The organism is Lawsonibacter sp. LCP25S3_E2 (genome assembly GCF_052117285.1).
Classification (GTDB): Bacteria; Bacillota; Clostridia; order Oscillospirales; family Oscillospiraceae; genus Lawsonibacter.
In genome coordinates this window covers 135,773-155,756 of sequence record NZ_JBQKJL010000003.1, presented here as the reverse complement: position 1 = coordinate 155,756, position 19,984 = coordinate 135,773, and the positions used below count along the sequence as shown (strand labels likewise).

The 19,984-nt window shown below is 56.9% G+C and carries 21 protein-coding genes; 3 read left to right on the top strand and 18 right to left on the bottom strand.

The window, feature by feature from the left end; translation table 11 throughout:
* Nucleotides 1-85 precede the first annotated feature (85 nt).
* Complete coding sequence (locus ACTQ3R_RS04510; RefSeq protein ID WP_209345255.1) at nucleotides 86-1,969, bottom strand: heavy metal translocating P-type ATPase; 1,884 nt, start codon at nucleotides 1,967-1,969, stop codon at nucleotides 86-88.
* Nucleotides 1,970-2,065: 96 nt separating this feature from the next.
* Nucleotides 2,066-2,284, bottom strand: a complete 219-nt coding sequence (locus ACTQ3R_RS04505; RefSeq protein ID WP_209345257.1) for a cation transporter — start codon at nucleotides 2,282-2,284, stop codon at nucleotides 2,066-2,068.
* A 168-nt stretch (nucleotides 2,285-2,452) separates the two neighbouring features.
* On the opposite strand from ACTQ3R_RS04505, the gene ACTQ3R_RS04500 reads away from it, so the two are divergent.
* The gene (locus tag ACTQ3R_RS04500) at nucleotides 2,453-2,818 is read left to right on the top strand and encodes an ArsR/SmtB family transcription factor (protein ID WP_209345259.1); all 366 of its coding nucleotides are present in this window, start codon (nucleotides 2,453-2,455) and stop codon (nucleotides 2,816-2,818) included.
* Between the two features lie 25 nt (nucleotides 2,819-2,843).
* The gene (locus ACTQ3R_RS04495; protein ID WP_209345261.1) at nucleotides 2,844-3,857 is read left to right on the top strand and encodes a helix-turn-helix transcriptional regulator; all 1,014 of its coding nucleotides are present in this window, start codon (nucleotides 2,844-2,846) and stop codon (nucleotides 3,855-3,857) included.
* Nucleotides 3,858-3,897: 40 nt separating this feature from the next.
* Here the strand turns inward: ACTQ3R_RS04495 and ACTQ3R_RS04490 are convergent, their stop codons facing one another.
* From ACTQ3R_RS04490 to ACTQ3R_RS04480, 3 genes are all read right to left on the bottom strand, one after another.
* A complete protein-coding gene (locus tag ACTQ3R_RS04490) occupies nucleotides 3,898-5,301 on the bottom strand; it encodes an ATP-binding protein (RefSeq protein WP_209345263.1) in 1,404 nt (467 codons plus the stop codon).
* A gap of 15 nt (nucleotides 5,302-5,316) precedes the next feature.
* The gene (locus ACTQ3R_RS04485) at nucleotides 5,317-6,009 is read right to left on the bottom strand and encodes a response regulator transcription factor (protein ID WP_441146694.1); all 693 of its coding nucleotides are present in this window, start codon (nucleotides 6,007-6,009) and stop codon (nucleotides 5,317-5,319) included.
* 115 nt (nucleotides 6,010-6,124) lie between these two features.
* Entirely contained in the window at nucleotides 6,125-6,679 is a 555-nt protein-coding gene (locus ACTQ3R_RS04480) for an SLOG family protein (RefSeq protein ID WP_209345267.1), read from the bottom strand.
* Nucleotides 6,680-6,823: 144 nt separating this feature from the next.
* Here ACTQ3R_RS04480 and ACTQ3R_RS04475 point away from each other — a divergent pair, with 144 nt between their 5' ends.
* Complete coding sequence (locus tag ACTQ3R_RS04475) at nucleotides 6,824-7,174, top strand: helix-turn-helix transcriptional regulator (RefSeq protein WP_209345269.1); 351 nt, start codon at nucleotides 6,824-6,826, stop codon at nucleotides 7,172-7,174.
* Nucleotides 7,175-7,314: 140 nt separating this feature from the next.
* Here ACTQ3R_RS04475 and ACTQ3R_RS04470 read toward each other — a convergent pair whose 3' ends face one another.
* The 13 genes from ACTQ3R_RS04470 to ACTQ3R_RS04410 all read right to left on the bottom strand — a co-directional run bounded on the left by ACTQ3R_RS04470 (nucleotide 7,315) and on the right by ACTQ3R_RS04410 (nucleotide 19,970).
* Nucleotides 7,315-7,749, bottom strand: coding sequence for a hypothetical protein (locus tag ACTQ3R_RS04470; RefSeq protein ID WP_209345270.1), 435 nt, complete (start codon nucleotides 7,747-7,749; stop codon nucleotides 7,315-7,317).
* Complete coding sequence (locus ACTQ3R_RS04465; RefSeq protein WP_209345271.1) at nucleotides 7,746-9,269, bottom strand: Y-family DNA polymerase; 1,524 nt, start codon at nucleotides 9,267-9,269, stop codon at nucleotides 7,746-7,748. Before ACTQ3R_RS04465 ends, ACTQ3R_RS04470 begins: the two co-directional genes overlap by 4 nt.
* A 55-nt stretch (nucleotides 9,270-9,324) precedes the next feature.
* Nucleotides 9,325-10,047, bottom strand: coding sequence for an AlkZ-related protein (locus ACTQ3R_RS04460; protein ID WP_302643296.1), 723 nt, complete (start codon nucleotides 10,045-10,047; stop codon nucleotides 9,325-9,327).
* Nucleotides 10,048-10,236: 189 nt separating this feature from the next.
* Nucleotides 10,237-10,491, bottom strand: a complete 255-nt coding sequence (locus ACTQ3R_RS04455; RefSeq protein ID WP_209345275.1) for a helix-turn-helix domain-containing protein — start codon at nucleotides 10,489-10,491, stop codon at nucleotides 10,237-10,239.
* Nucleotides 10,492-10,493: 2 nt separating this feature from the next.
* Nucleotides 10,494-12,383: a type IV secretory system conjugative DNA transfer family protein gene (locus tag ACTQ3R_RS04450; RefSeq protein ID WP_209345277.1), complete on the bottom strand. Its 1,890-nt coding sequence runs from the start codon at nucleotides 12,381-12,383 to the stop codon at nucleotides 10,494-10,496.
* Nucleotides 12,384-12,387: 4 nt separating this feature from the next.
* A complete protein-coding gene (locus tag ACTQ3R_RS04445) occupies nucleotides 12,388-13,311 on the bottom strand; it encodes a DUF3991 and toprim domain-containing protein (protein WP_209345279.1) in 924 nt (307 codons plus the stop codon).
* Between the two features lie 15 nt (nucleotides 13,312-13,326).
* Nucleotides 13,327-15,171: a MobP3 family relaxase gene (gene mobP3, locus ACTQ3R_RS04440; protein ID WP_209345281.1), complete on the bottom strand. Its 1,845-nt coding sequence runs from the start codon at nucleotides 15,169-15,171 to the stop codon at nucleotides 13,327-13,329.
* Nucleotides 15,172-15,186: 15 nt separating this feature from the next.
* Entirely contained in the window at nucleotides 15,187-15,594 is a 408-nt protein-coding gene (locus ACTQ3R_RS04435; RefSeq protein WP_209345283.1) for a hypothetical protein, read from the bottom strand.
* Nucleotides 15,595-16,038: 444 nt separating this feature from the next.
* Nucleotides 16,039-16,509, bottom strand: a complete 471-nt coding sequence (locus ACTQ3R_RS04430; RefSeq protein ID WP_209345285.1) for a hypothetical protein — start codon at nucleotides 16,507-16,509, stop codon at nucleotides 16,039-16,041.
* Between the two features lie 124 nt (nucleotides 16,510-16,633).
* Nucleotides 16,634-17,671 carry a hypothetical protein gene (locus tag ACTQ3R_RS04425; protein WP_209345287.1) on the bottom strand — a complete coding sequence of 346 codons (1,038 nt, stop codon included), beginning with the start codon at nucleotides 17,669-17,671 and terminating at the stop codon, nucleotides 16,634-16,636.
* Nucleotides 17,661-17,936, bottom strand: a complete 276-nt coding sequence (locus ACTQ3R_RS04420) for a DUF6103 family protein (protein ID WP_209345288.1) — start codon at nucleotides 17,934-17,936, stop codon at nucleotides 17,661-17,663. Before ACTQ3R_RS04420 ends, ACTQ3R_RS04425 begins: the two co-directional genes overlap by 11 nt.
* A 17-nt stretch (nucleotides 17,937-17,953) precedes the next feature.
* A complete protein-coding gene (locus tag ACTQ3R_RS04415; RefSeq protein WP_441778161.1) occupies nucleotides 17,954-18,910 on the bottom strand; it encodes a hypothetical protein in 957 nt (318 codons plus the stop codon).
* Between the two features lie 16 nt (nucleotides 18,911-18,926).
* Entirely contained in the window at nucleotides 18,927-19,970 is a 1,044-nt protein-coding gene (locus ACTQ3R_RS04410) for a DUF6329 domain-containing protein (protein ID WP_209345292.1), read from the bottom strand.
* Between the last annotated feature and the right edge of the window lie 14 nt (nucleotides 19,971-19,984).

Genomic DNA, 19,984 nt, shown 5'->3' with positions numbered 1-19,984 from the left:
GCAGTGATGTTCCTTCTGATGATTCATTTGATGGTTGATGGAAAGGGCGCGGCCAAAGTAGTGGCCCGCGCCCTTTCTCTCCTTTTTACAGATTATGAACCCGCAGGGCTCTAATCGCATTCAAGACCGCGATCACGGTGACGCCCACATCGGCAAAAATCGCCATCCACATATTGGCCCGGCCTATCGCACCCAGAGCAAGGCAGATAAACTTGACCACCAGAGCCAGAGTGATGTTCTGATAGACGATGGAGATGCACTTCCGGGAGATCTTGATGCCCTTTGCGATTTTCATGGGGTCATCATCCATCAGAACCACATCCGCCGCCTCAATAGCCGCATCAGAGCCCATAGCGCCCATGGCGATGCCGATGTCCGCCCGCCCCAGCACGGGGGCGTCGTTGATGCCGTCGCCCACAAAGGCCAGCTTCGCCTTCGGCGGCTTTGCGGCCAGCAGCTTCTCCACTTGGGTCACCTTGTCGCCGGGGAGCAACTCGCTGTGAACCTCGTCCACGCCCAAATCGGCTGCCACACGGTCCGCCACCCGCTTGGCATCGCCGGTGAGCATGACGGTCTTTTCCACTCCGGCCTTTTTCAGTGCGGAGATAGCTGCCTTGGAGTTGGGCTTCTCGATGTCGGAGATCAGGATGTGTCCGGCGTATTCGCCGTTGATGGCCACATGGATGATGGTGCCAACCGAGCTGCAATCCGCATAGGGGATGGCCAGACGCTGCATCAGCTTCGCATTGCCGGCGGCAACCTCAACGCCGTCCACCTTGGCGATCAGTCCATGACCGCTGATCTCCTCGATATCGGTCACACGGCTGCGGTCGATTTCTTTCCCGTAGGCTCTCTGCAGGCTCTTGCTGATGGGATGGGAGGAGGAACACTCGGCCAACGCCGCGTATTCCAGCAGCTTTTCTTCCTCCATGGTGTTGTGGTGGATGCCGTTGACCTCAAACACGCCCTGAGTCAGAGTGCCGGTCTTGTCAAACACCACCACCTTGGTCTGGGACAGGGTCTCCATATAGTTGGAGCCCTTGATCAGAACGCCCTCCTTGCTGGCGCCGCCAATACCGGCGAAGAAGCTGAGGGGAACGCTGACCACCAGAGCGCAGGGGCAGCTGATGACCAGGAAGGTCAGGGCGCTATAGATCCAGTTAGCCCAGTTAGCGGGATTGCCCATCAGCATATTTCCGATGGGGGGCAGCACCGCCAACAGCAACGCGGCGATACAGACCAACGGCGTGTAGACCTTGGCGAACTTGGAGATAAAGTCCTCCGACTTGGATTTCCGGGAGCTGGATTCCTCTACCAGTTCCAGAATCTTGGATACAGTAGACTCACCAAACTCCTTGGTGGTTCGGATCTTCAGAACACCGGTCATATTGATGCAGCCGCTGATGACCTCGTCATCCACAGCGGCCTCACGGGGCAGACTTTCACCAGTCAGTGCGGAGGTGTTCAAGGCGGAATTACCCTCAATGATGATGCCGTCAATGGGGACTTTTTCGCCGGGCTGCACCACGATCACAGTGCCGATCTCCACTTCGTCCGGATCTACCTTTTCCAGCTGTCCGTTCCGCTCAATATTGGCGTAGTCCGGTCGAATGTCCATGAGAGCGGTAATGTTTCTACGGCTCTTTCCTACGGCATAGCTCTGGAACAGCTCACCCACCTGATAGAACAGCATGACGGCGATGGCCTCGTTGTAGTCGCCGCTCTTTTCATAGATGGCCAGTGCGATGGCGCCGATGGTGGCCACCGCCATCAGAAAGTTTTCGTCAAACACCTGGCCGTTCAGGATGCCCTTCACGGCCTTCCTCAAAATGTCATAGCCGATAATTAGGTAAGCGGCCATATAAAGCGCCGTTGAGAGTCCCATGGGCAGCGCCAGGAAATTCAACGCAATCATCATTGCCGCCGCAATCAAGATGCGTACCAGCATGATCGTTTGCTTTTTTGTCACGGTATAACCCCCTTTAATTTATTGATTGCTCAATCATTTAATACTTTCTGTGAAAGACGCGCCCCTTTCGCCTGATGCGTCCGGGGCGCTTGCGGGTCAAAGTTCAATCTCGCAGTCAGGCTCCACCTTCTTGCAGGCTTTCAGGACTGCCTGCATGACCTCCTTCGGCTCCTGGCCATCCTGAAACTCCACGATCATCTTCTGGGTCATGAAGTTAACGGTGGCGGCGGCGACGCCGGGGGTCTTTCTGGCGGCGTCCTCCATCAGATTGGCGCAGTTGGCGCAGTCAACTTCGATCTTATAGGTCTTTTTCATCGGAATAGCTCCTCTCGAAATTGTTGGATTTATCAATCAAGCACTTGTTTAATTGATGTGATTGTAGTATGATGGATTCGCGGCGGGAAGTCAATGCCTTACGCTGCCTTTCTTCCAAACCGGCAAAAAGCATTTCCAAAACGGACAATTTTCAAGGAGGGATATGTGATGTCTGACTTGCAGCTCCCCCATCACCACGGCGAGGGACAGAATACGGAGTTTTTGAAGGCGCAGTTGGCAAAGCCGGAAACATTCCAGACCGTTGCCGGGACATTCAAGCTTTTGGATGATTCCAGCCGGCTGCGGATCTTCTGGCTGCTGTGTCACTGCGAGGAGTGCGTCATCAACATCTCCGCTATGGTGGAGATGACAAGCCCTGCTGTGTCCCACCATCTGCGGCAGTTAAAAGACCGTGGATTGATTGTCAGTCGCCGTGAGGGGAAAGAGGTCTACTATAAAGCGGCGGAGACGGAGCAGAGCGTTTTGCTCCATCAGGTCATCGAGAAGATCATGAAGATATCCTGCCCGGATTAGGCAGGAGGAAAACGGAGGGATCGGCTTGTATCATCAGCATCTTCCAAAAATTCAAACTGCATTGGCTGATGTTCCGGACGGCCTGCTTCTGGAGGAGCATCATCCCGTTGCAGACGGGAAAGGTGGTGTGAGGCACACGGAGGCCATTCCAGGAGGAAAAGGACAAAAAACCTCTTGGGAAGTATTCCCCGGCTGTACCCTTGTTTTTCAGGACTTTCTGGCGGGGCAGGTTTCCTGCCAGCATGGAGCGGAGCGCGACCTTCTGGAGATCAACTACTGCCGCTACGGGCGTGTTGGCTGGAACATGAAAGACGGCAGTTCGATTTACCTTGGCCCCGGCGATTTTTCCCTGCACACCAGACAGCTCTGCGCCGGTTCGGTCATGACATTCCCAGTGGGGCACTATGAGGGGCTGGCCATCTGGCTGGATCTGTCCAAATTTGATATGGCTCTGCCTGACTTCCTTGGCGGAACAGGCGTGACCGCACAGGCATTGGCAGAAAAGTTCTGTGCCGGAGGGACATCTGCGACGCTTACGGGAAACGAGAAAACAGAGCCTATTTTCGGCGGTTTCTATGGGCAGCCGGAACCGCTTCAGCAGGCGTATTTCCGTTTGAAGGTCATGGAACTGCTGCTCCATCTCAGTGCGGTTTCTTTATCACCCAAACGGGAAGCGGACAAATACCAGACGGAGCAGGTGGAGATCGCCCGCAGCGTCCACGATTATATTTTGCAGCACATGGAGCAGCGGGTCACCATTCAGGAGCTGTCTCAGCGGTATCTGATCAACCCCACCACATTGAAAGCTGTGTTCAAGGCGGTTTATGGCGATTCCCTTGCCGCCCACATGAATGAACACCGAATGGAGAAAGCGGCCCTGCTGCTGACGCAGACCAAGGATAGTATCGCCCAAATTGCCCAAGCTGTGGGCTACGAGAGCCAGAGCCGCTTTTCCGTGGTATTCCGGGAAACCTATGAGATGTCACCCCTGGAATATCGGAAATTGCATGGGAAAAGCCGAATCGATGGGAACAAATAAAGAAGCGGCGGGCCAGTTCAAAACCGGCCTGCCGCTCTCGTTATACGCTTTGCAGCGGAATGCAAATGGTAAACTTTGAGCCTTTCCCGATGACGCTCTCTGCCGTGATGGTTCCCCCATGTGCCTCAACGATGGACTTTGTAATAGCCAGCCCGATCCCCATGCCGCCGGTCTGCTGGCTTCTGGATGGGTCTACCCGGTAAAACCGCTCGAACAGCTGAGAAAGGTGCTCCTCTGGAATGCCTTCGCCCGTATCCGACACAGATAACTGGATCAAGTCTTTTTCCTGCCGGCCTTCCAGCCGGACGATCCCGCTCTCCGGCGTGGCCCGCAGCGCATTGGAGACAAGGTTGGTCAAACATTGCTTGATGCGATCCTGATCGCATACCATGGCAAGTCCTTCTGGAGTGGTATCTAACTCAAAGGCGACCCCTTTGTTCTGAAATCTGGCAAGAAAATCAAGGCGAATGTCCTCTAACAATTCCGCAACAGACATTGGTTCCAGATGTAGTATGATCTGTCCGCTTTCCAGATTGGACAATTCCTGAAGCTGCTCCACCAGCCGTGTCAGCCGCAAAATCTCCTCCCGATAGCCCTGAAACAGCTCCGGGGACGGCTCCCATATCCCGTCGATGACCGCCTCCACATGGCTTTGCAGATTGGTTAGTGGTGTTCTCAGCTCATGGGCCACATCCGCAGTCATCCGGCGCTTTTGCTGTTCCCTCAGTTTTAGCGTTTCAGACATCTCGTTGACCGACTGCATGAGGGACGCCAGCTCTTTGGTTTTCGTCTTTGTTTCAATTTTTCGCCCATAGTCCCCCTCCGCGATACTGCGGGTCACCTCGACTGTCGCCGAGATCGGTCGGGCGATGCGTCTGGCCGCAAAGAAGGCAAGCACCATGGCCACAAGCAGAAAAGCAATACCCAGCCCCAGCGTTACTCGATTGAGCGTATTCAGTAATATCAATGCGTCATCGTCCAACGCATAGGGACCGTAATATCCAACCGTCAGATAGCCCGTCAGCGTTCCATCGCTGGAGAGATCGTATGTGGTTTCTGAATAAGCACCGTTAAAAGAGGGATAGCGGCTGTGCATATTCTCCTCTGCATGCTGCAGTGCGATTTGGCACTCTTGTGCTTTATGTATGGAGATATCCCAGTCCACCTCTCCGTTGCGCGTCTGCACATGGACAATCAGGCCGTTTTGCAGCGCCGCATTACCGATCACCTCTACTGCGTCAATGTTATAGCTTTGGCTTTCTGGCAGGTACTGCTCCTCGACCTGCTCAATGATCTGCTGTATCTGGCGCTGGCGTTGGTCGTTGGCATAGTGCGCAAACAGGTTGTCCAGAGTCAGGTTAAACAGGAGCGTCATTGCGCCAAGAGAGAATATTAGCAGGGCGGAGAAGTAAACAGTCAACTTCGCCTTCAGGGAATGTACCATTTGCTCTCCCTCCCATCAGCCTTGGAACTGATAGCCCACACCATGCACAGTGACAATAAACTCCGGGTCATGTCTGTCTGGTTCGATTTTGCTGCGGAGGCTTTTAATGTAGGTATCAACACTTCGGTTATAGCCGTCGTAATCATCTCCCAGCGCATAGGAGATCAGCTGTTCTCTGGTAAAGATCCGTTTCGGCGCTTTGGCAAGTGTCCGCAGTATTTGATACTCCGATGGCGTCAGGTGGATGGGCGCCCCTTCCTTCAAAACGGTTTTGTTCTGAAAGTCGATCACCAGATATCCGTCCCGATAGGAGACTGGAACGCTCAACAACTTGTCGCTCTCCGTCCTCCGCAATACCGCTCCCACTTTGGCTACCACAACACGGGGGCTGAATGGCTTTGTCAGATAATCGTCCGCACCGACCTCTAAACCATCCAGAATGTCCTGCTCCTGGCTCTTGGCTGTAAGCATGATGATGGGGATGCGGTACTGTGCGCGGATCTGCCCGCATAATGTCTCTCCCGGTATATCCGGCAGCATTAAGTCCAGCAGGATCAGATTGACCGGATGAAGCCGCAGCAACTCCAGCGCGGTTTCCCCGTCATGGGCCGACATGGTTCGATATCCCGCCTTTTCCAGATAGGCGGCCAGGACTTGTGTGATCTTGACTTCATCATCCACAAGGAGAATCAGTTTCTGTGTTTGCATGGCAGTTTTGTTCCAATCTACGAGTTGTAAATGCAAAGGCTTTCTTGCTTTTGACCACGATCATTATACTACATGGATGGCAGTGCTTCAACTACGAGAAGTAAAGCCAAGGACACTATGACTCAGCAGAGGCATCCATAGAAACCCTTGCGTTGTCTGGATGGATCAATATGACAGACACCCCCTTTTTTCTGGCATAGTTGACCGTCATGCCTGTTCCGCTGCGGATTGAGCGGTCATTGTCATACACGGCCAGAAGTATATCGGCGTGATCCACCATGTAGTAATTACGCCGCTTATAGCAGACCGCAAGCACCTCTGCCTTTGTCCCAATTACCACGGTTTCCGTGCTGTGTTGAATTAAGACCTTTAGACGGCCCCGGCTGCGGCTGTCCCAGTCAGCATCATGCCCCTCAAAGGGCAGGGCGATAAACAACTCAATATCGTTGTACTCTGGTTGTTCCTTCAGTTGGAGCAGTATTTCCCCGGCCCACATATCCACACCTAATGCACCGCCAACATAAAAGCGGCGGACTCCCTGCTCATAGAGCGCCACGATCTGATCCCGCAGCCGTTTTTTCAACCGCTTGCAGCCGGTGTTATTCTCCTTGTATTTCCACTTGAACCGGGCAGGGCGATGGCCAGTGATGGCACATGATTTTATACTCATGATGAACTCCATTTCATTGGGTGAATTGAATTTATCCGGTTTTTGTAATATGCCTATAAGGTCTATTGCGCTTTTAGATTATTATAACATGGCCAGATTGCACATACAATACAAGTATCAAGGCTGGCGGAGGATACTTGCAGTATGGTCGATTATAAAACGCTCGGCTCCCGGATCAGGGCAGTTCGTTTGGAAAAGAAAATGACACAAGAGCAGTTGGCAGAGGCGGTCGGAGTGGGCGTTACCCACATCAGCCACATCGAGACCGGCAACAGTATCCCAAGCCTTCAGGTCATGCTGGATATTATCAATGCTTTGGGGTGTTCAGCGGATGAGCTTTTCTGTATGGAGATCGATCAAGCCCGTCCGCTGATGAACAGCTGGCTGAGTGAGCTTGTGGCGGATTGCAGCAATATGGAGATCAAGCTGATCACCGATATGGTGCTTTCCCTGAAGAGTTCACTGCGCCGTTTGCGGCTTGACGATCCAACCTGACAGCTATCCTGACAAACAAAAACGAGACGCAGCCCATCCTGTATGTGGTGCGTCTCGCTTTTTGATATGTATAATACGATTTTTTATGTACGGCGCTGTGGTTATATCCACGGCGCCGTATTCCGTTCCCAGAGCGATTTTCAGAATTCATCCCGAAACGCACCTGGGAGCTGTTTGCTTTCGATACCGACGATGTCATCCAGCGGGATCCTTGTGCCGTCCGTCAGGAGCATAACACGCTCAACGCCGTCCGTCCTTTTCAATTTTCCCGTAACAGTAACATAGCTGCCGCCATCCTTGCGCTCATCCGGTTGGAACCATGTGACCGTGACCTCCGGCTGCTGGCCGATGATCTCCTCTAGATACCGTTGTTTCTCGTCCAGGACGGCCCTGCTGTCCTCGTCCAGTTCGATCTTCCGGTCAGTCAGCCGGGCCGTCTCCACGATGGCCGCTCCGTGGCCTGTCAGTGCGGCGAAGGGGCTGAAAATGGCGGCCCGATCACTGAGAGGCATCCTGGGATGCTTGGCCGAGGTCGGATGGGGCAGGCCAATGATGTCGTTATATCTGTTCGTCATTCATGGTGGCCCCCAATCGTCTTATTCCGCTCCCTGGCGGTAGCGCCCTCCTCCAGATTCATGCCTTTGAGGATGGCGTTTTTGCCGAATTTCTTCTTGATGCCCAGCATGGCCTCCTGCACCTTCCGCTCACGGACCAGGGCAGCGTCCTCCTTTTTCCGGCGTTCCTCCTGGGCGGCGTAGTCAGTGAACAAGTCCAACTGCTCCGCCGCAGGCTCTTTGGGCGCGTCTGCCTCGCAAATCAGACGGTTGGCGGAAATGCTCAGCCGCCGCACCAGCAGGTTTTTGTCCACGATGCGGTCAAACAGCTCCAGCACCGCCCGAATGATCTCGTTGGTGGAGGAGCTGTACCTGTCCAGATTGATGGTGCCGGTGGCGTGCTTGGGAACCTTTCGGCCATAGCGGTCTGTGGTGACCGGGCCTTTGTAGCTTTTGCTCCGCTGGGGATCGTCCAGATTCTCCCGGTCATAGCCAACTGTCAGTACAAGCTGGTTGGTCACCAGCCCCTTATCCACCAGATCAAGGGCCAGTGCGTCCGCCATTTCCCGCATTACCAGCTTTGCCTTTTCAAACTGATATGGGCATTGCAGGACCTGCCCGGAAACGATGCTCTTATTTTCTGGCTTGTACGCTTTCACGTCCGCGATAGTGCAAGGTTCCCAGCCCCAGGCGTGATCCACTAAGATTTCCGCATTGACGCCGAACAGCTTGTAGAGCAGCTCCTCGTTATAATAATCGGTTTCCTTGCCGATGGAGCAGCGGGCGATGTCGCCCATGGTGTAGAGCCCATTGGCCTCCAGCTTCCGGGCATAGCCGGGGCCTACCCGCCAGAAATCCGTCAGCGGACGGTGATCCCACAGCAGACGGCGGTAGGTCATCTCGTCCAGCTTGGCGATCCGCACGCCGTCCTTGTCCGGATGGATATGCTTGGACACAATATCCATGGCGATCTTGGCAAGGTACAAATTGCTACCCATCCCCGCCGTGGCGGTGATGCCAGTAGTCTCCAGCACATCCAGAATGATCTTTCGAGCCAGCTCACGGGCCGTCAGATGATAGGTGTCCAGATAGTTCGTCACATCCATGAACACCTCGTCGATGCTGTACGGAAATATATCCTCCGGGGCCAGATACTTCAAATAGACGCTGTATATCCGGGTGCTCCACTCAATATAATGGGCCATCCGGGGCGGGGCCACAATGTAGTCCAGCTCCATCTCAGGATGATTTTTCAGTTCCGGATCGTTCCATGAGGAACCGGTAAACTGCCCACTGGGGGCATTGCGCCGCCGCTGGGCGTTGACTTCCTTCACCCTCTGGACAACTTCAAACAGTCTTGCCCGACCGGAGATGCCATGGGCTTTGAGGGAAGGAGACACGGCGAGGCAGATGGTCTTTTCCGTGCGGCTCTCGTCCGCCACCACCAGATTGGTGGTCATGGGGTCAAGCCCCCGCTCCACGCACTCCACCGAGGCGTAAAACGATTTCAGATCCACGCAGAGATAAGTCCTGTTTTTCATACCCCGGTCGCCTCCTTGCCTTAGTATGCCTGGTACCAGTGGAAATTATGGGTGGTCAGCCCAGCACTACATCCAGCTCTATTTTCCCCGTCTCCGGGAAGTTCTTCTGTACCTGCTGGCGAATCAGTTCCCTTGACTCTGCTGGTTCAGCAGAATAGGCGGAGGCGATGTGCTCATAGCCCCACAGGGCCTCCGGCGTGGAGTAGACGGAGATGGGCCAGCCATACTCCAAGCCCTTCTTATTGATGCGCCTGCGGAAGTCCCGGATCAGCAGATAGCTCTGCATCTGGAGGTCTGTCACCGTCCCCTCAAAGTTCTTCTCTCCATCCTTGCCGAAACCGGCTAACCGTTTCAGCTCGAAGGAAAACAGCTCGTCCTTGCTTTCAAACTGGTCCATGATCCGTTTGCAGCGCATACTGGCCAGTTCTTCATCCCAACGGCTGTCGAAGTCATAGCCGTCCCGCCGGTAGTTGGCAAAGTGGGGAAACCACTCTCTGGAGATAAAGCCCGCCTTTTTGCCGAAGAATTTGCCATAGGCCACCTGGCCGCTCCGGGCGATCAGTTCCCGCCACTCCCACGGGTCCTGCTCCTCGTCCCCAGTCCACCAGTACAGGTCGGAGGTATGTTCCTCCACTGAGAAACCGGGAATCTCATTTTTGAACAGCGGGAGAAAGCCGACCTCATTGATCCAGCCAATTAACTCCTCCCAGCTTCGGATGCGGCTGGGATCGTCCCAGTCCAGTCCCCGCATGATCCATTCGCCGTTCTCGATCGCCATACTGACACCTCCCGCCTATGGCTTTGTGTTATTATAACACAGTGGATCCCAAGATTCTATCAGGATGAATGTTCTTTCTCTGCTCTAAACTTTCTTGGAGTGGGTCCTTCTGGATGGTTCATCATGGACCGAGGCTCGGTTCACAAAATGCGCGGACTCTCCCCTTGGCGGGAGAGTCCGTTTCTATGCTCAGAGGAGCCGGTACAGATTGGAACTGAGGCTTCCGTTCTCCCGCCAGCGCGGGCTTTTGGCAATCAGTCCCGCTTTGCATAGATCGTCCAGCGCCCGTTTGACAGTGCTTCTGGAGAGTTTCAGTTCGGCGGCAATAGTCCTGATTCCCGGCCAGCACTGGCCGTCCTTGTCAGCATGGTCCTTCAGGTACATATAGACCGCCCGCGCCCGGTGAGAAAGCTCGGAGCGGTAGATCATCTCAAAATATCCCACGGCTATTTTCCCTCCATGCCGGTACGTAAATCTGGGTTTCGCTGCGGCCTGCCGTGGGGCCGTCTGTCCCGCGCCTGTGCCATGCCGCCAGCGGGTGGCGTGTTCTGCGGGACCGGGGGCGGCGCATCCTCGACGATCTGTGTGTAGTGGTGTTCCAGGATGGCCCGCTCCAACTCCTGCTTGCTGGCATAGGCCACAGAACGGGCGGCCTTCTCCGGGATGGTATATGGCTCCTCAAAGGTGATGCCCCAATCCAGAAACAGCCGCAGCCGGGTCTGCATGGGATGGGAGCCGGTCTTCATGACGATAAACTGCCCCTTGGGGATAGACTTCAGCTCGTCGGCGGTCATGAGGGGCCGCTCGATCATCTGCAAGCTCTGGCTGGGGTCGTTCTTTCCTTTGCTGATGGAGCCAGATAGGACGGTGCGGCTGCCCAGGGCCTTGGAGAGTACCTCGGCAGTCTGGCTGTTGGGGGCAAAGCCGCCGAAGATCGTGTCCTGCACATTGTCCTGGATGATCTCCGCGCCCTCTTTGCCGTAGTTCTTTTCAAGCTGCGCCAGCGACTGGATAATCGGCACCAGCGTCAGTTTGCGGGAGCGCCCCGCGCTGAACAGGGGCAGGATGTCAAAGGCGGGCATGGTGCCCAACTCATCACAGAACAGCACCACCCGGTTCTTCAGCTTGCCGCCGTTCTCGTCGGCCACGGCAAACAGCTCGCGGGAGAGGGTCTGGATCATGAGTCCAGCCATGAAGTTCTTGCTGGGATCTTCTTCCGGGAGGATCAGGAAGATGGCGGACTTCCGGGAGGCGAAGGTCTCCGCGTCGATGGCGCTGTCGAAGCACAGCACCTGCTCCAGTTCTGAGTCCAGGAAAGCGTTGAGCCGGGAGAGTACGGTGGACATGACGGAGGCCATGGCCTGATCCGCGCTGTTGAGGGCAGCGCCGGCAAACCACCGGGCCTTGTGCGTTTCCGGCAGGCGGTTCATCAACATCTGAAACCCATTCTTGCCCTTGACGGTCTTGCTGGGGGCCAGCAGATCCTGCACCAGCTTGAACACGCTGACGATGTGCCGCTTCTCCCGCTTGTCCCGGTCATTCGGCGGCAGATACTCCGCCAGCAGGAGGATGACGGCGGTGAGCAGTCCCTCCGCGGCGTCGTAAAAAAACGCGTTCTGCCCGTAGTTGGAGGCGTCCCCCTCCGGGTTGACGATGGTCTTGGAGAGGATCTTGGCATACTTCTCCGCCTTGGCGCGGGCAGCGAGGTTTTTCTCATCCTCCCGGCAGATATCCATGTAGTGGTTGATGAGGGTCAGCAGATTGTAGCCGTCCGAGCGGGTGGGGTTACGCAGGTCGATGACCGCCACCTGATAGCCGTAGTACCTGGACGCTATCGTGCCGTAATTCCGCGCCAGATCCCCCTTGGTATCCAGCGCCAGGAAGCTCATGCCGCTGGCACAGGCATATTCCAAGTTTGGGTAAAGGAAGAAGGCGGTCTTGCCCACACCGGACGCGCCGATCATGAGGCAATGGATATCGTCTGTGTCCACGATGGCCTTGAGGGGGTGGCGCTCCTTCTTCGATTTCGATTTGGGCGGCTTCTTGTTTTTCCTGGGCTTTTTCGGAAAGCTGCCGCCCTCGCAGCCCAGCACCAGCCCCTGGGCCTGGGGCAGCTCTTTGCCAGAGCGCCACTGGGAAGGCTGGAACGGGATATGCCGGTAGGTCTGCTCGATCTCCTTTTTGGTTGCCCACCGGGCCGTTCCGTGCTGGCCATCGCCCACGGTCTTGGACTTGATGTTGTTCAGGGAGCCCTGACCGGAGAAGTGTGTGGCGGCGGCCACGATCAGGAGCATCCCGCCCGCCAGCGCAAGAAGTAAAATCGTTTGGATCGGCATAGGCTCACCCCATCTGCTGTGTGACCGGAGCAAGTGCCTGTGCCTCTGTGATCTCGGCCAGATCATCGTTCCAGTCCTTGTTCTGTGGGATCAGCCGGTCTGAGGCGATCCCGAACTGTTCCGCAACTCTCTCCGCGATCCGCAGGCAGGCGGTGTGTCCGGCCTTGTCGTTGTCCAGACACAGGAACACCTCGCGCAGTGCGGGATTCTGCTCCATCATCTGGAGCACAGGCTGGCTGGATGTTCCGCAGCAGGCCACATAGCTGTGCTCCTGCCAGCCCTCCGGGTACAGTGTTACAAAAGACAGCAGGTCAATAGGGGCCTCGAACACATACAGCCGGTTGCTGGTACCGGTCCAGTGGAAGCTGTACCGAGGGTCGCTGCCCGCCACATTGATGCGGAAGGTCTTGCCCAGATCGTTGGTGCTTCGCTTATGGGCATGACGGACAACGCCGTGTTCGTCTTTTCCGACAAACACGGCGTTGTGATATTCTGCGTCCTCATAGATGAGTCCTGCTCGGACGAAGGTATTCAGCACCTCCCGGTCGATGTGCCGTTTCTTCAGCAGGTATGCATAGAGACGGCGCATCGAATGGTTGGCGGGCGGCTGGATGAATTCTCTTATGGGTTCTTCCTTCGGCTTTTGCGCCGGTGCATACGGCTGCCCCTGTTCGCCATCCAGCAGGCGGGTGACCGCCTCCGGGTAACTGAGATGATAGAAATTCTGAACGAAGGAGACGGGGCCACCGCCTTCCCCGGTGGCGTGGTCGTACCACTCATTGCCCCGGACAGTGACGCTGTGGTCGCTGGTCATGCGATACTCCGGGCCGGAGCGGATGAGTTTCTCTCCCTGGCGGCGCAGGAACTCAACGAGGTCAACAGAGCCAGCCCGGAGCTTCTGCTCCTCGGTAAAATGAATATAGGGCATTTTATCTCACCTCCACTAAATTTGCTGCATTCGTTCTTCGTAATCGTCCGCCTTATGGCCCATGGCAATCTTCTTTTCCCTAATCCGCTGGCGCAGCTTTTTATCCGTAAACGAGATCGTTCTGGCAGGTCCCTTTGGCGTCTGCTCCTGAAAGATCCGGCTCATGTGGCGCAGGAGCCGGGTGGCACAGGAGAACAGGGATGGCCCCCGAAAGTCATCCATGTGGTCAAGGAAATATTGAGCATACTCGCTGCCCTGCGCCGCCGCCAGCGTGAACCAGCGGACGGCGGCGTCCCCGTCCTTCGGAATCTCCTTGCCCAGCAGATAGAGCTTGCCCAGGGCATACTGGGCGTATTGGTTCCCCCGTTCAGCGGAGGCGGTCAGCCAGCGGACGCCCTCGGCGGTATCCTTTGAGACATTCTCTCCTTGGAGCAGGAGTTTACCCAGCCGATACTGAGAAAATTGGTTTCCAGCTTCCGCAGACTGTTTGAGCCACTCCACAGCGGCAGGAATATCCCGCCGCAGACCGTCGCCGCCGTTGAGGAGCAGCTTGGCCAGAGCGTATGCGGCGGAGTCATTTCCCCGCGCAGCGGCCTTTTGAAACAATGCCGCAGCCATCAGTGCGTCCTGCTCCACGCCATGGCCGTCCCGGTAGGCTTTGCCGAGGGCGTATTGCTTGTCGGAATCCAACTCAGGTTCATCTGTTTCTTCCGGCTCGGGCGGCGCGAACACAGCGGACAGCTCGCCCAGCCGCACCGCCTCCTGGATGACCAGATTCTTGATCCGCTTGAACTCTTTCTGCTGGGATAGCGGAAGGCGTGGCGGCAGATCGTCCTTGTAGGTGTGGAGTACTTCTTCCCGTAACTCATACCATAGGTCATACGCCTGCGCGACGCGCCCGTCCTTTGCCAGCTCGTCCACGATCTCGTCCACCACCGACTTCAGCGGCGCTTTCAGATAGCCGTACTGCTTTTTGCCGGAGATGGTTTGCAGTTTCCCGGCCAGCTGCTCCATGAGCTGCTCGATACGCGGGTTGTCCAGCGTACTATCTTTCATCTGCTCCGTAAGCTGGCGCATGACCTCGCTGGCCTCCTGAGTGAGCGCGTCCCGCCGCTGGGTCTGCCGCTCATAGAGCGACACAAGGTCCTGCTGGAAGATCCGCTTGGCCAGCCCGGACTTGATCTGGGCGATGCCCGTTTTGGTCAGGTAGCCGGACTTGCCGTCCGCGCTGTAGCAGACCATGTGCAGATGCGGGTGGTGGGCCTCATCGTGAAAGGCGGCGTACCAGCGAAACTGCTCCCACGGGATCTTCATGGCCGCCGCCATCTCCACCGCATAGCTGTTGAGCAGTTCCCTCCACCGTGCCGCGTCCTCATAGCCCAGCCGGGCGGCGTCCTCCCGCCGCAGGGAGATGATGGGCAGCCACACATTGCCGGGATGGTGCGCCACCTCGTCCGCGATCTGGGACAGCGTCAGCGGATCGTCCGAGCCGGTGAACAGAGCGTGCGCCCCGGTGCGCTGGGCACGGGGACGGCTGGCGATGTAGCTGATGTAGTTTTCCTTTTTCGCCAGCGAGTCGTAGTTGTCCTCCAGCGCACGGGTGATGAACTCCGAGGCGTTGCCGCGGGTGGGCGAGGCCAGATAGTCCTCGTACTCGAACAGTCCCCGGCTCAGCGGGAAGTCTCGGATGAGCTGCTCCACCATCTCCCGCTGTTTTTTCGTGGCGGGCAGTCCCGCCGCGTCAGGGGCGATGCGCTGCGCACCCTTGCGGGTGGCCATGTAGCGGACGTAGTTTCCCAGGTGTGCGGCCTGCGCCGCGCCGCCCTTGAGATAGGGGCACTTGAAGATGACGCGAGGCATGAAGCGTCACCGCCGTCAGTCCGCGCCGCGCTGATACGCCACCGCGTTCTCCAGCGTGATGCCGCCGTTGGTCTTTTTCACATTTTGGACGCACCGGCCCCGCAGTTCCCGCAGCTGCTCCTCCGGAATTTCCATGCCCGCGGCCAGGATGTTCATCATCATGTCCATCTCCACCGCCAGCTTGAACAGGATGCGGCAGATATGTGTCTCGCTGCTCTGCACGGTGGCACGGATGGCGGACACCAGCATGGGCGGCAGTACGGAGAAGCAATCCTGGGAGGCCAGGTAGTCGCAGTAGAACCGTAAGGCGTTCTCCACGAACTCGTTTTGACTGCGGACATTTGCCAGCGGCATGGCTGTTTTAATCTTGCGGTCAGTATCAGAATCGATCCGCATCAGAAATTTTACTTTTTCTTCTGTCATTCAGAATACCTCCGATATAAACTGAAAATAGCTGTGATAGCATTTTTGAAACTGCAAACACCGCTGGAACTGTCGGGATTTTTGGCAGGTTCATATCAGATTTGATAGCATCGGCAAAGAAGTGATAACACTGGGTTTAGCAAAAAGGTACCGAAAAACTGTCGTGACCAGCCTAAAAAGCGTATCTCCGACCCGCATTGCGGGGCGGTGTGATACAGGGTGATTGCACCCTTTTATCCAGCACTTTTTTCGTCCCCCCGCAAAGCGGCCATTTGTGCCTTCCCGTTTCCCGCCACACGCTGGCAACACGGCGCTTTGCCGCGCCAGTGGGCTGGGACGCTGCCCACCCCCGCAAAGCGGCACACAGGGCGGGACAGGGGCAACGGCGGGGAGAACAGTAGGGGCGCTCCATCGCAATGGAGCGCCCCCTGTTTGGGCTGCCAATCAGCCGGCTGTGATCTCAGGTAACTCCCGCTCCGCGGGCGTCTTCTCGATCCAGTCCAGCAGGTTCTGGCACTCCGCCAGTTCATCGGCCAGCTTGAACATCGCTGCGCGCTGCTCCCAGTTGTCCAGCCGGACGGCGGTTTCGAACAGGTCCCACACGTTGTCCAGTGTTTCCATCCCGCTGGCGTTCATGGGCAGTTCTTCTTCCGGCAGGATATGGTTGACATTCTCGCCGGCCGCGATCCTGCGGAGGACATCCTTCTCCCTCTGGATGAGGCCGAGGTTCTCAGCGGTGGCCTCAGCGGGGAGGCCCCACGCCTTACCAATCAGGGTGACGGCCTCCTCGTAGTGGGCCAGGCTGATGTCCTCCTCACTGGGGGCGTCGCTGACGCTCTCACCGTGGATGATCATCAAAGCCAGAGCCTCCTCGGTGATCCTCATTTGAAATTCCTGCGCTCTCTCAGTTGTCATATCGTTGTTCCTCCTGTTGTTATTTTGTGCCGCTCCTGGCGGCTTGCAAACACAATGGCACACCTTCGCCGGAAAAGCTATTCAGCAAAGCCAACGAAAAATAGCACCAGCAGATTGACATAGATCACATTGCAGGGCCGATGGGCGGCGCCATATCCTCCGCCATGCACTGTGCGCTGTAGTCAGCAAGGCTCATGCCCGTCTGCTGCTGGCAGTAGTCCTCCATCTTCGGAAGGAGGAGCGCCTGCTCCTCCTCGCTGAGACAGTACTTGTAGTCCTGCTCGCTGCCATCGCCATGCACCAGGAACACTTCCAGCGTGTCGCAGACGCGGCGGTGCTCCATATCGTAGTTGGCATAGATGTTCAGCCAGTCATCATTCTCATCGGTGCAGACGTGTGTGCCGAATACTTTGTCGACGTCGAAAGCGGTATCCAGATAGAACTCCAGCAGGTTTTCGTTCTGCTCGATGTCCCCGCTGAAGGAGATGTCCCCGGTTCGGAGCATCCGGCTGCCGGTGAGATATCCAGGCTCAATTTCCTGGGTGAGCTGTTTTCCATCGAGATGGTTGAGGAACACCTTCCACCGCTCCTCCAACGACGTATAGGCTCTCTTATTTGCATAGTAGGCGGCGCTGCTGACATCCCTGATTCGGAAACACTGCCAGCCGTCCATGATATGGAGCGCGTTGAAGCGGCCGGAGTCCAGGTCGATGTCGAATGCCCCGGTCACCCGTCCGGTGTTCTCCAGCCGCTCCGACACATAGTCATTGAACTGCTCACGGGAGATCTTCTCCCCGCGGGAAAACATTCCGGTGAACCGTGCGGGAGAGTTCTCAGGGGGCTTGCGGAGATAGCTGCGCAGCCGGGCGGCCACCTGGAGCATCTCCAGATTCTCCTCGGCCACGAAGTAGGTATCGCCGCCGTCCTCCGTCACATGGAACACGGCGAAGCGGCGGGCGGCTTCCTGCGCCTGCTTGTTCTCCTGCTCCTCCTGCCAGATCTCCTGGCTGATGCGGCTGTACTCCGTGTCCGGGATCAGGGCGTTGATGAGCTCGTCCAGGTGCTCATTGAGCTTGTCCTCCACTGTCTCACCTTTCAGCTGGCGGCTCAGCGCGTCGTACCATCGCCCGTCGAGCCATAGGGTGATTTCTCTACTGTTCATTGCGTGCATCCTCCTTCTGCGCAAGTGGTGCAACAGGACGCGGTTCCTGCTTCGGCTGGCTTGGCCGCGTCGGACGCTTGGGACGAACTGGCGCGGCTTTTCTGTCCAGAAACTCCCGCACCGGTTCAGGTACAGCCTGTTCATAGAGCTGCCGCAGGGCCTCCTCCATGCGTTTCTGGACGCTGGAATGCTCCTTCCCCAAATAGAACTCCAGCGCCTCCAGCCGCTCACAGTCGAAGCTGATTGTGATTTCACTTTTTTCCATGGTGACAGCCTCCAATCTTATTGCATCGTCATTGTCATGGCGGGGCTGTCCGCGACCCGCATTTCGTAGGGACCTCCAGCCCAGCGGATCCCAGGCAAATTCAGAAAGCAGTCGCCGGCCTCGTTCATGATCGCCAGATCGAACTCTGACGCGTCCACCACACCCATGGGGTTATCCAGCCCAGCGCCGTTGTAGACCACGCAGAGCGCGGGCCAATCGGTTACCTCTGGATACCGCTCAGAGAGTTTCCTGAACAGCAGTGTATCCGTGACTTCTTCCGGCGTGGTCACCGCGCCGGATACATAGGCGCTCTCGCAGGGGCCGGTCTCCCAGCCCAGAAGGATACGGGTGAACCGAATGGGCATCCGGGCGGTCATGTGGCGGAGCATGGACGCCGACTGGTCATAGGCGTCGTGCAGCCCATTTGACACGCCGGCCCACGGCAGATGGGAGGCCATGTCCTCCAGCAAATCCCGGACAACGGCAATCTGCCGCCTGCGGTCATCGCCGGCTGCTTCCACCGCAGAGAGGTAGCATTGCAGTTCCCGGATCGTCTCTTTCTGCGATTGAACTGTGGCAGGCTCTGCGGCAAAGCTGCCGCGGGCCTGTGCCAGCCGCTGGTCGAACCGTTCCATCTGCTTTGGGTCAGGCCGCACTCCATCCAGCCGGGCCATGCCCTGAAGGATCGCGTCGATCCAGAACCGGCGTGTTTCCGACCAGGGCGGTTCGTCCTGCCGTTGGTGACGCTCGATTCCATTCTGCCGTTCTATGGCATAGGCGGTGAGGCCCTCTTCTGCAAGAGCAATATTAAAACTTGACATGGTCATCTCTCCTTCATCGTTATCTGGGGAGCATCTGTCTGCGCCTCCGCCTGCTGGGTGTTCCAGCTTGCCTCGACCTCCCGCAGATAGGCCGGCCAAGTCCTGGTTCTCACCAAACAGGGGGCGCACATGGGGGAAGCCATAACTGTCCATGAGTCTGCCGCCCCCTTTATTGAATGAATTTCATGCTCTGAGCCTCCGGCTTATAGGCATCGAGGACAGAGCGGAACTGCTCCAGCCGTTCCGGCTTCACGCCGTCAATCACGATCTCCGTGCCGTCCTCCCCGGCGCGGGTCTCCAGAACGCGGGCGTCCAGCACATCGGAGAAGCGTTTTCGCTCCGCACGGGTCAGTTCCTCCTCCTGTTCAAGGAATATCGGTTCTCCACCCTGGGTGTGGACGAGAGACAGATCCTCGGCCAGCTCGTACTGGAGAATGTCCCGCAGAGAGATATCAGAGTTTTCCGGCAGGGCTATGACGGCACCCGCGGCCAGCATGGCCTCGACGGTGAGGTATCCGCGTGCCAGGATCTCCTCATTCGGCATTTGCAGGCCGTCGTGAAGAGTGGAGTAGATACCTTCACTTTCAAAAAGCTCACAGAACACCTCTACCGCGTCATAGAAAAGCCGGGTCTTCTGTTCCTCCGGAAGTTTGGCGAAGTAGCACGGTTTCTGGCCTTGAATCCTGGGACAGAAACTGGGGTGGTACGCTATGTCGAGCCCTGTATCGGTCAGTACCGCCGAGGCTATCTCTCTGCGGCGTGTGAGCACATCCAGCAGCATCCCGTCCAGGCCGTTTCCTCTGCGGATCGTGATCCCGGTCCGCTTCTCCAGCTCCTCGAAACTGACGCCCCAGTTCCCGTTCTCTGTGGCCTCCGTACCCTGCCGGACGATGAAGTCCGCCGCCCGCTCCAGTCTGGCGTTGAGGATATCCCGCATCCCCGGCAGATAGGCGGCGAGGCGTGGGTAATCATAGCCGTCGGAATAGACCAGCACACCGTCCTCGCTGCCCTGGCCCAGCGCCAGCAGGCAGTGGATGGCTCTGTTGTCGACGAACATCCGGCTTTTGTTCTCCGCAATGAACGGCTGATTTGTGAGCGGTGTGATCACCAGCGCGGAAAACTCCGCCGTTGATAACTCCACCACCTTCTCGATTTGACAATCATCCATCTGAAAATTGTTGGGTCTGTTCAAGAGATTTGCTTTGATTTTCATCACATTTTCCTTTC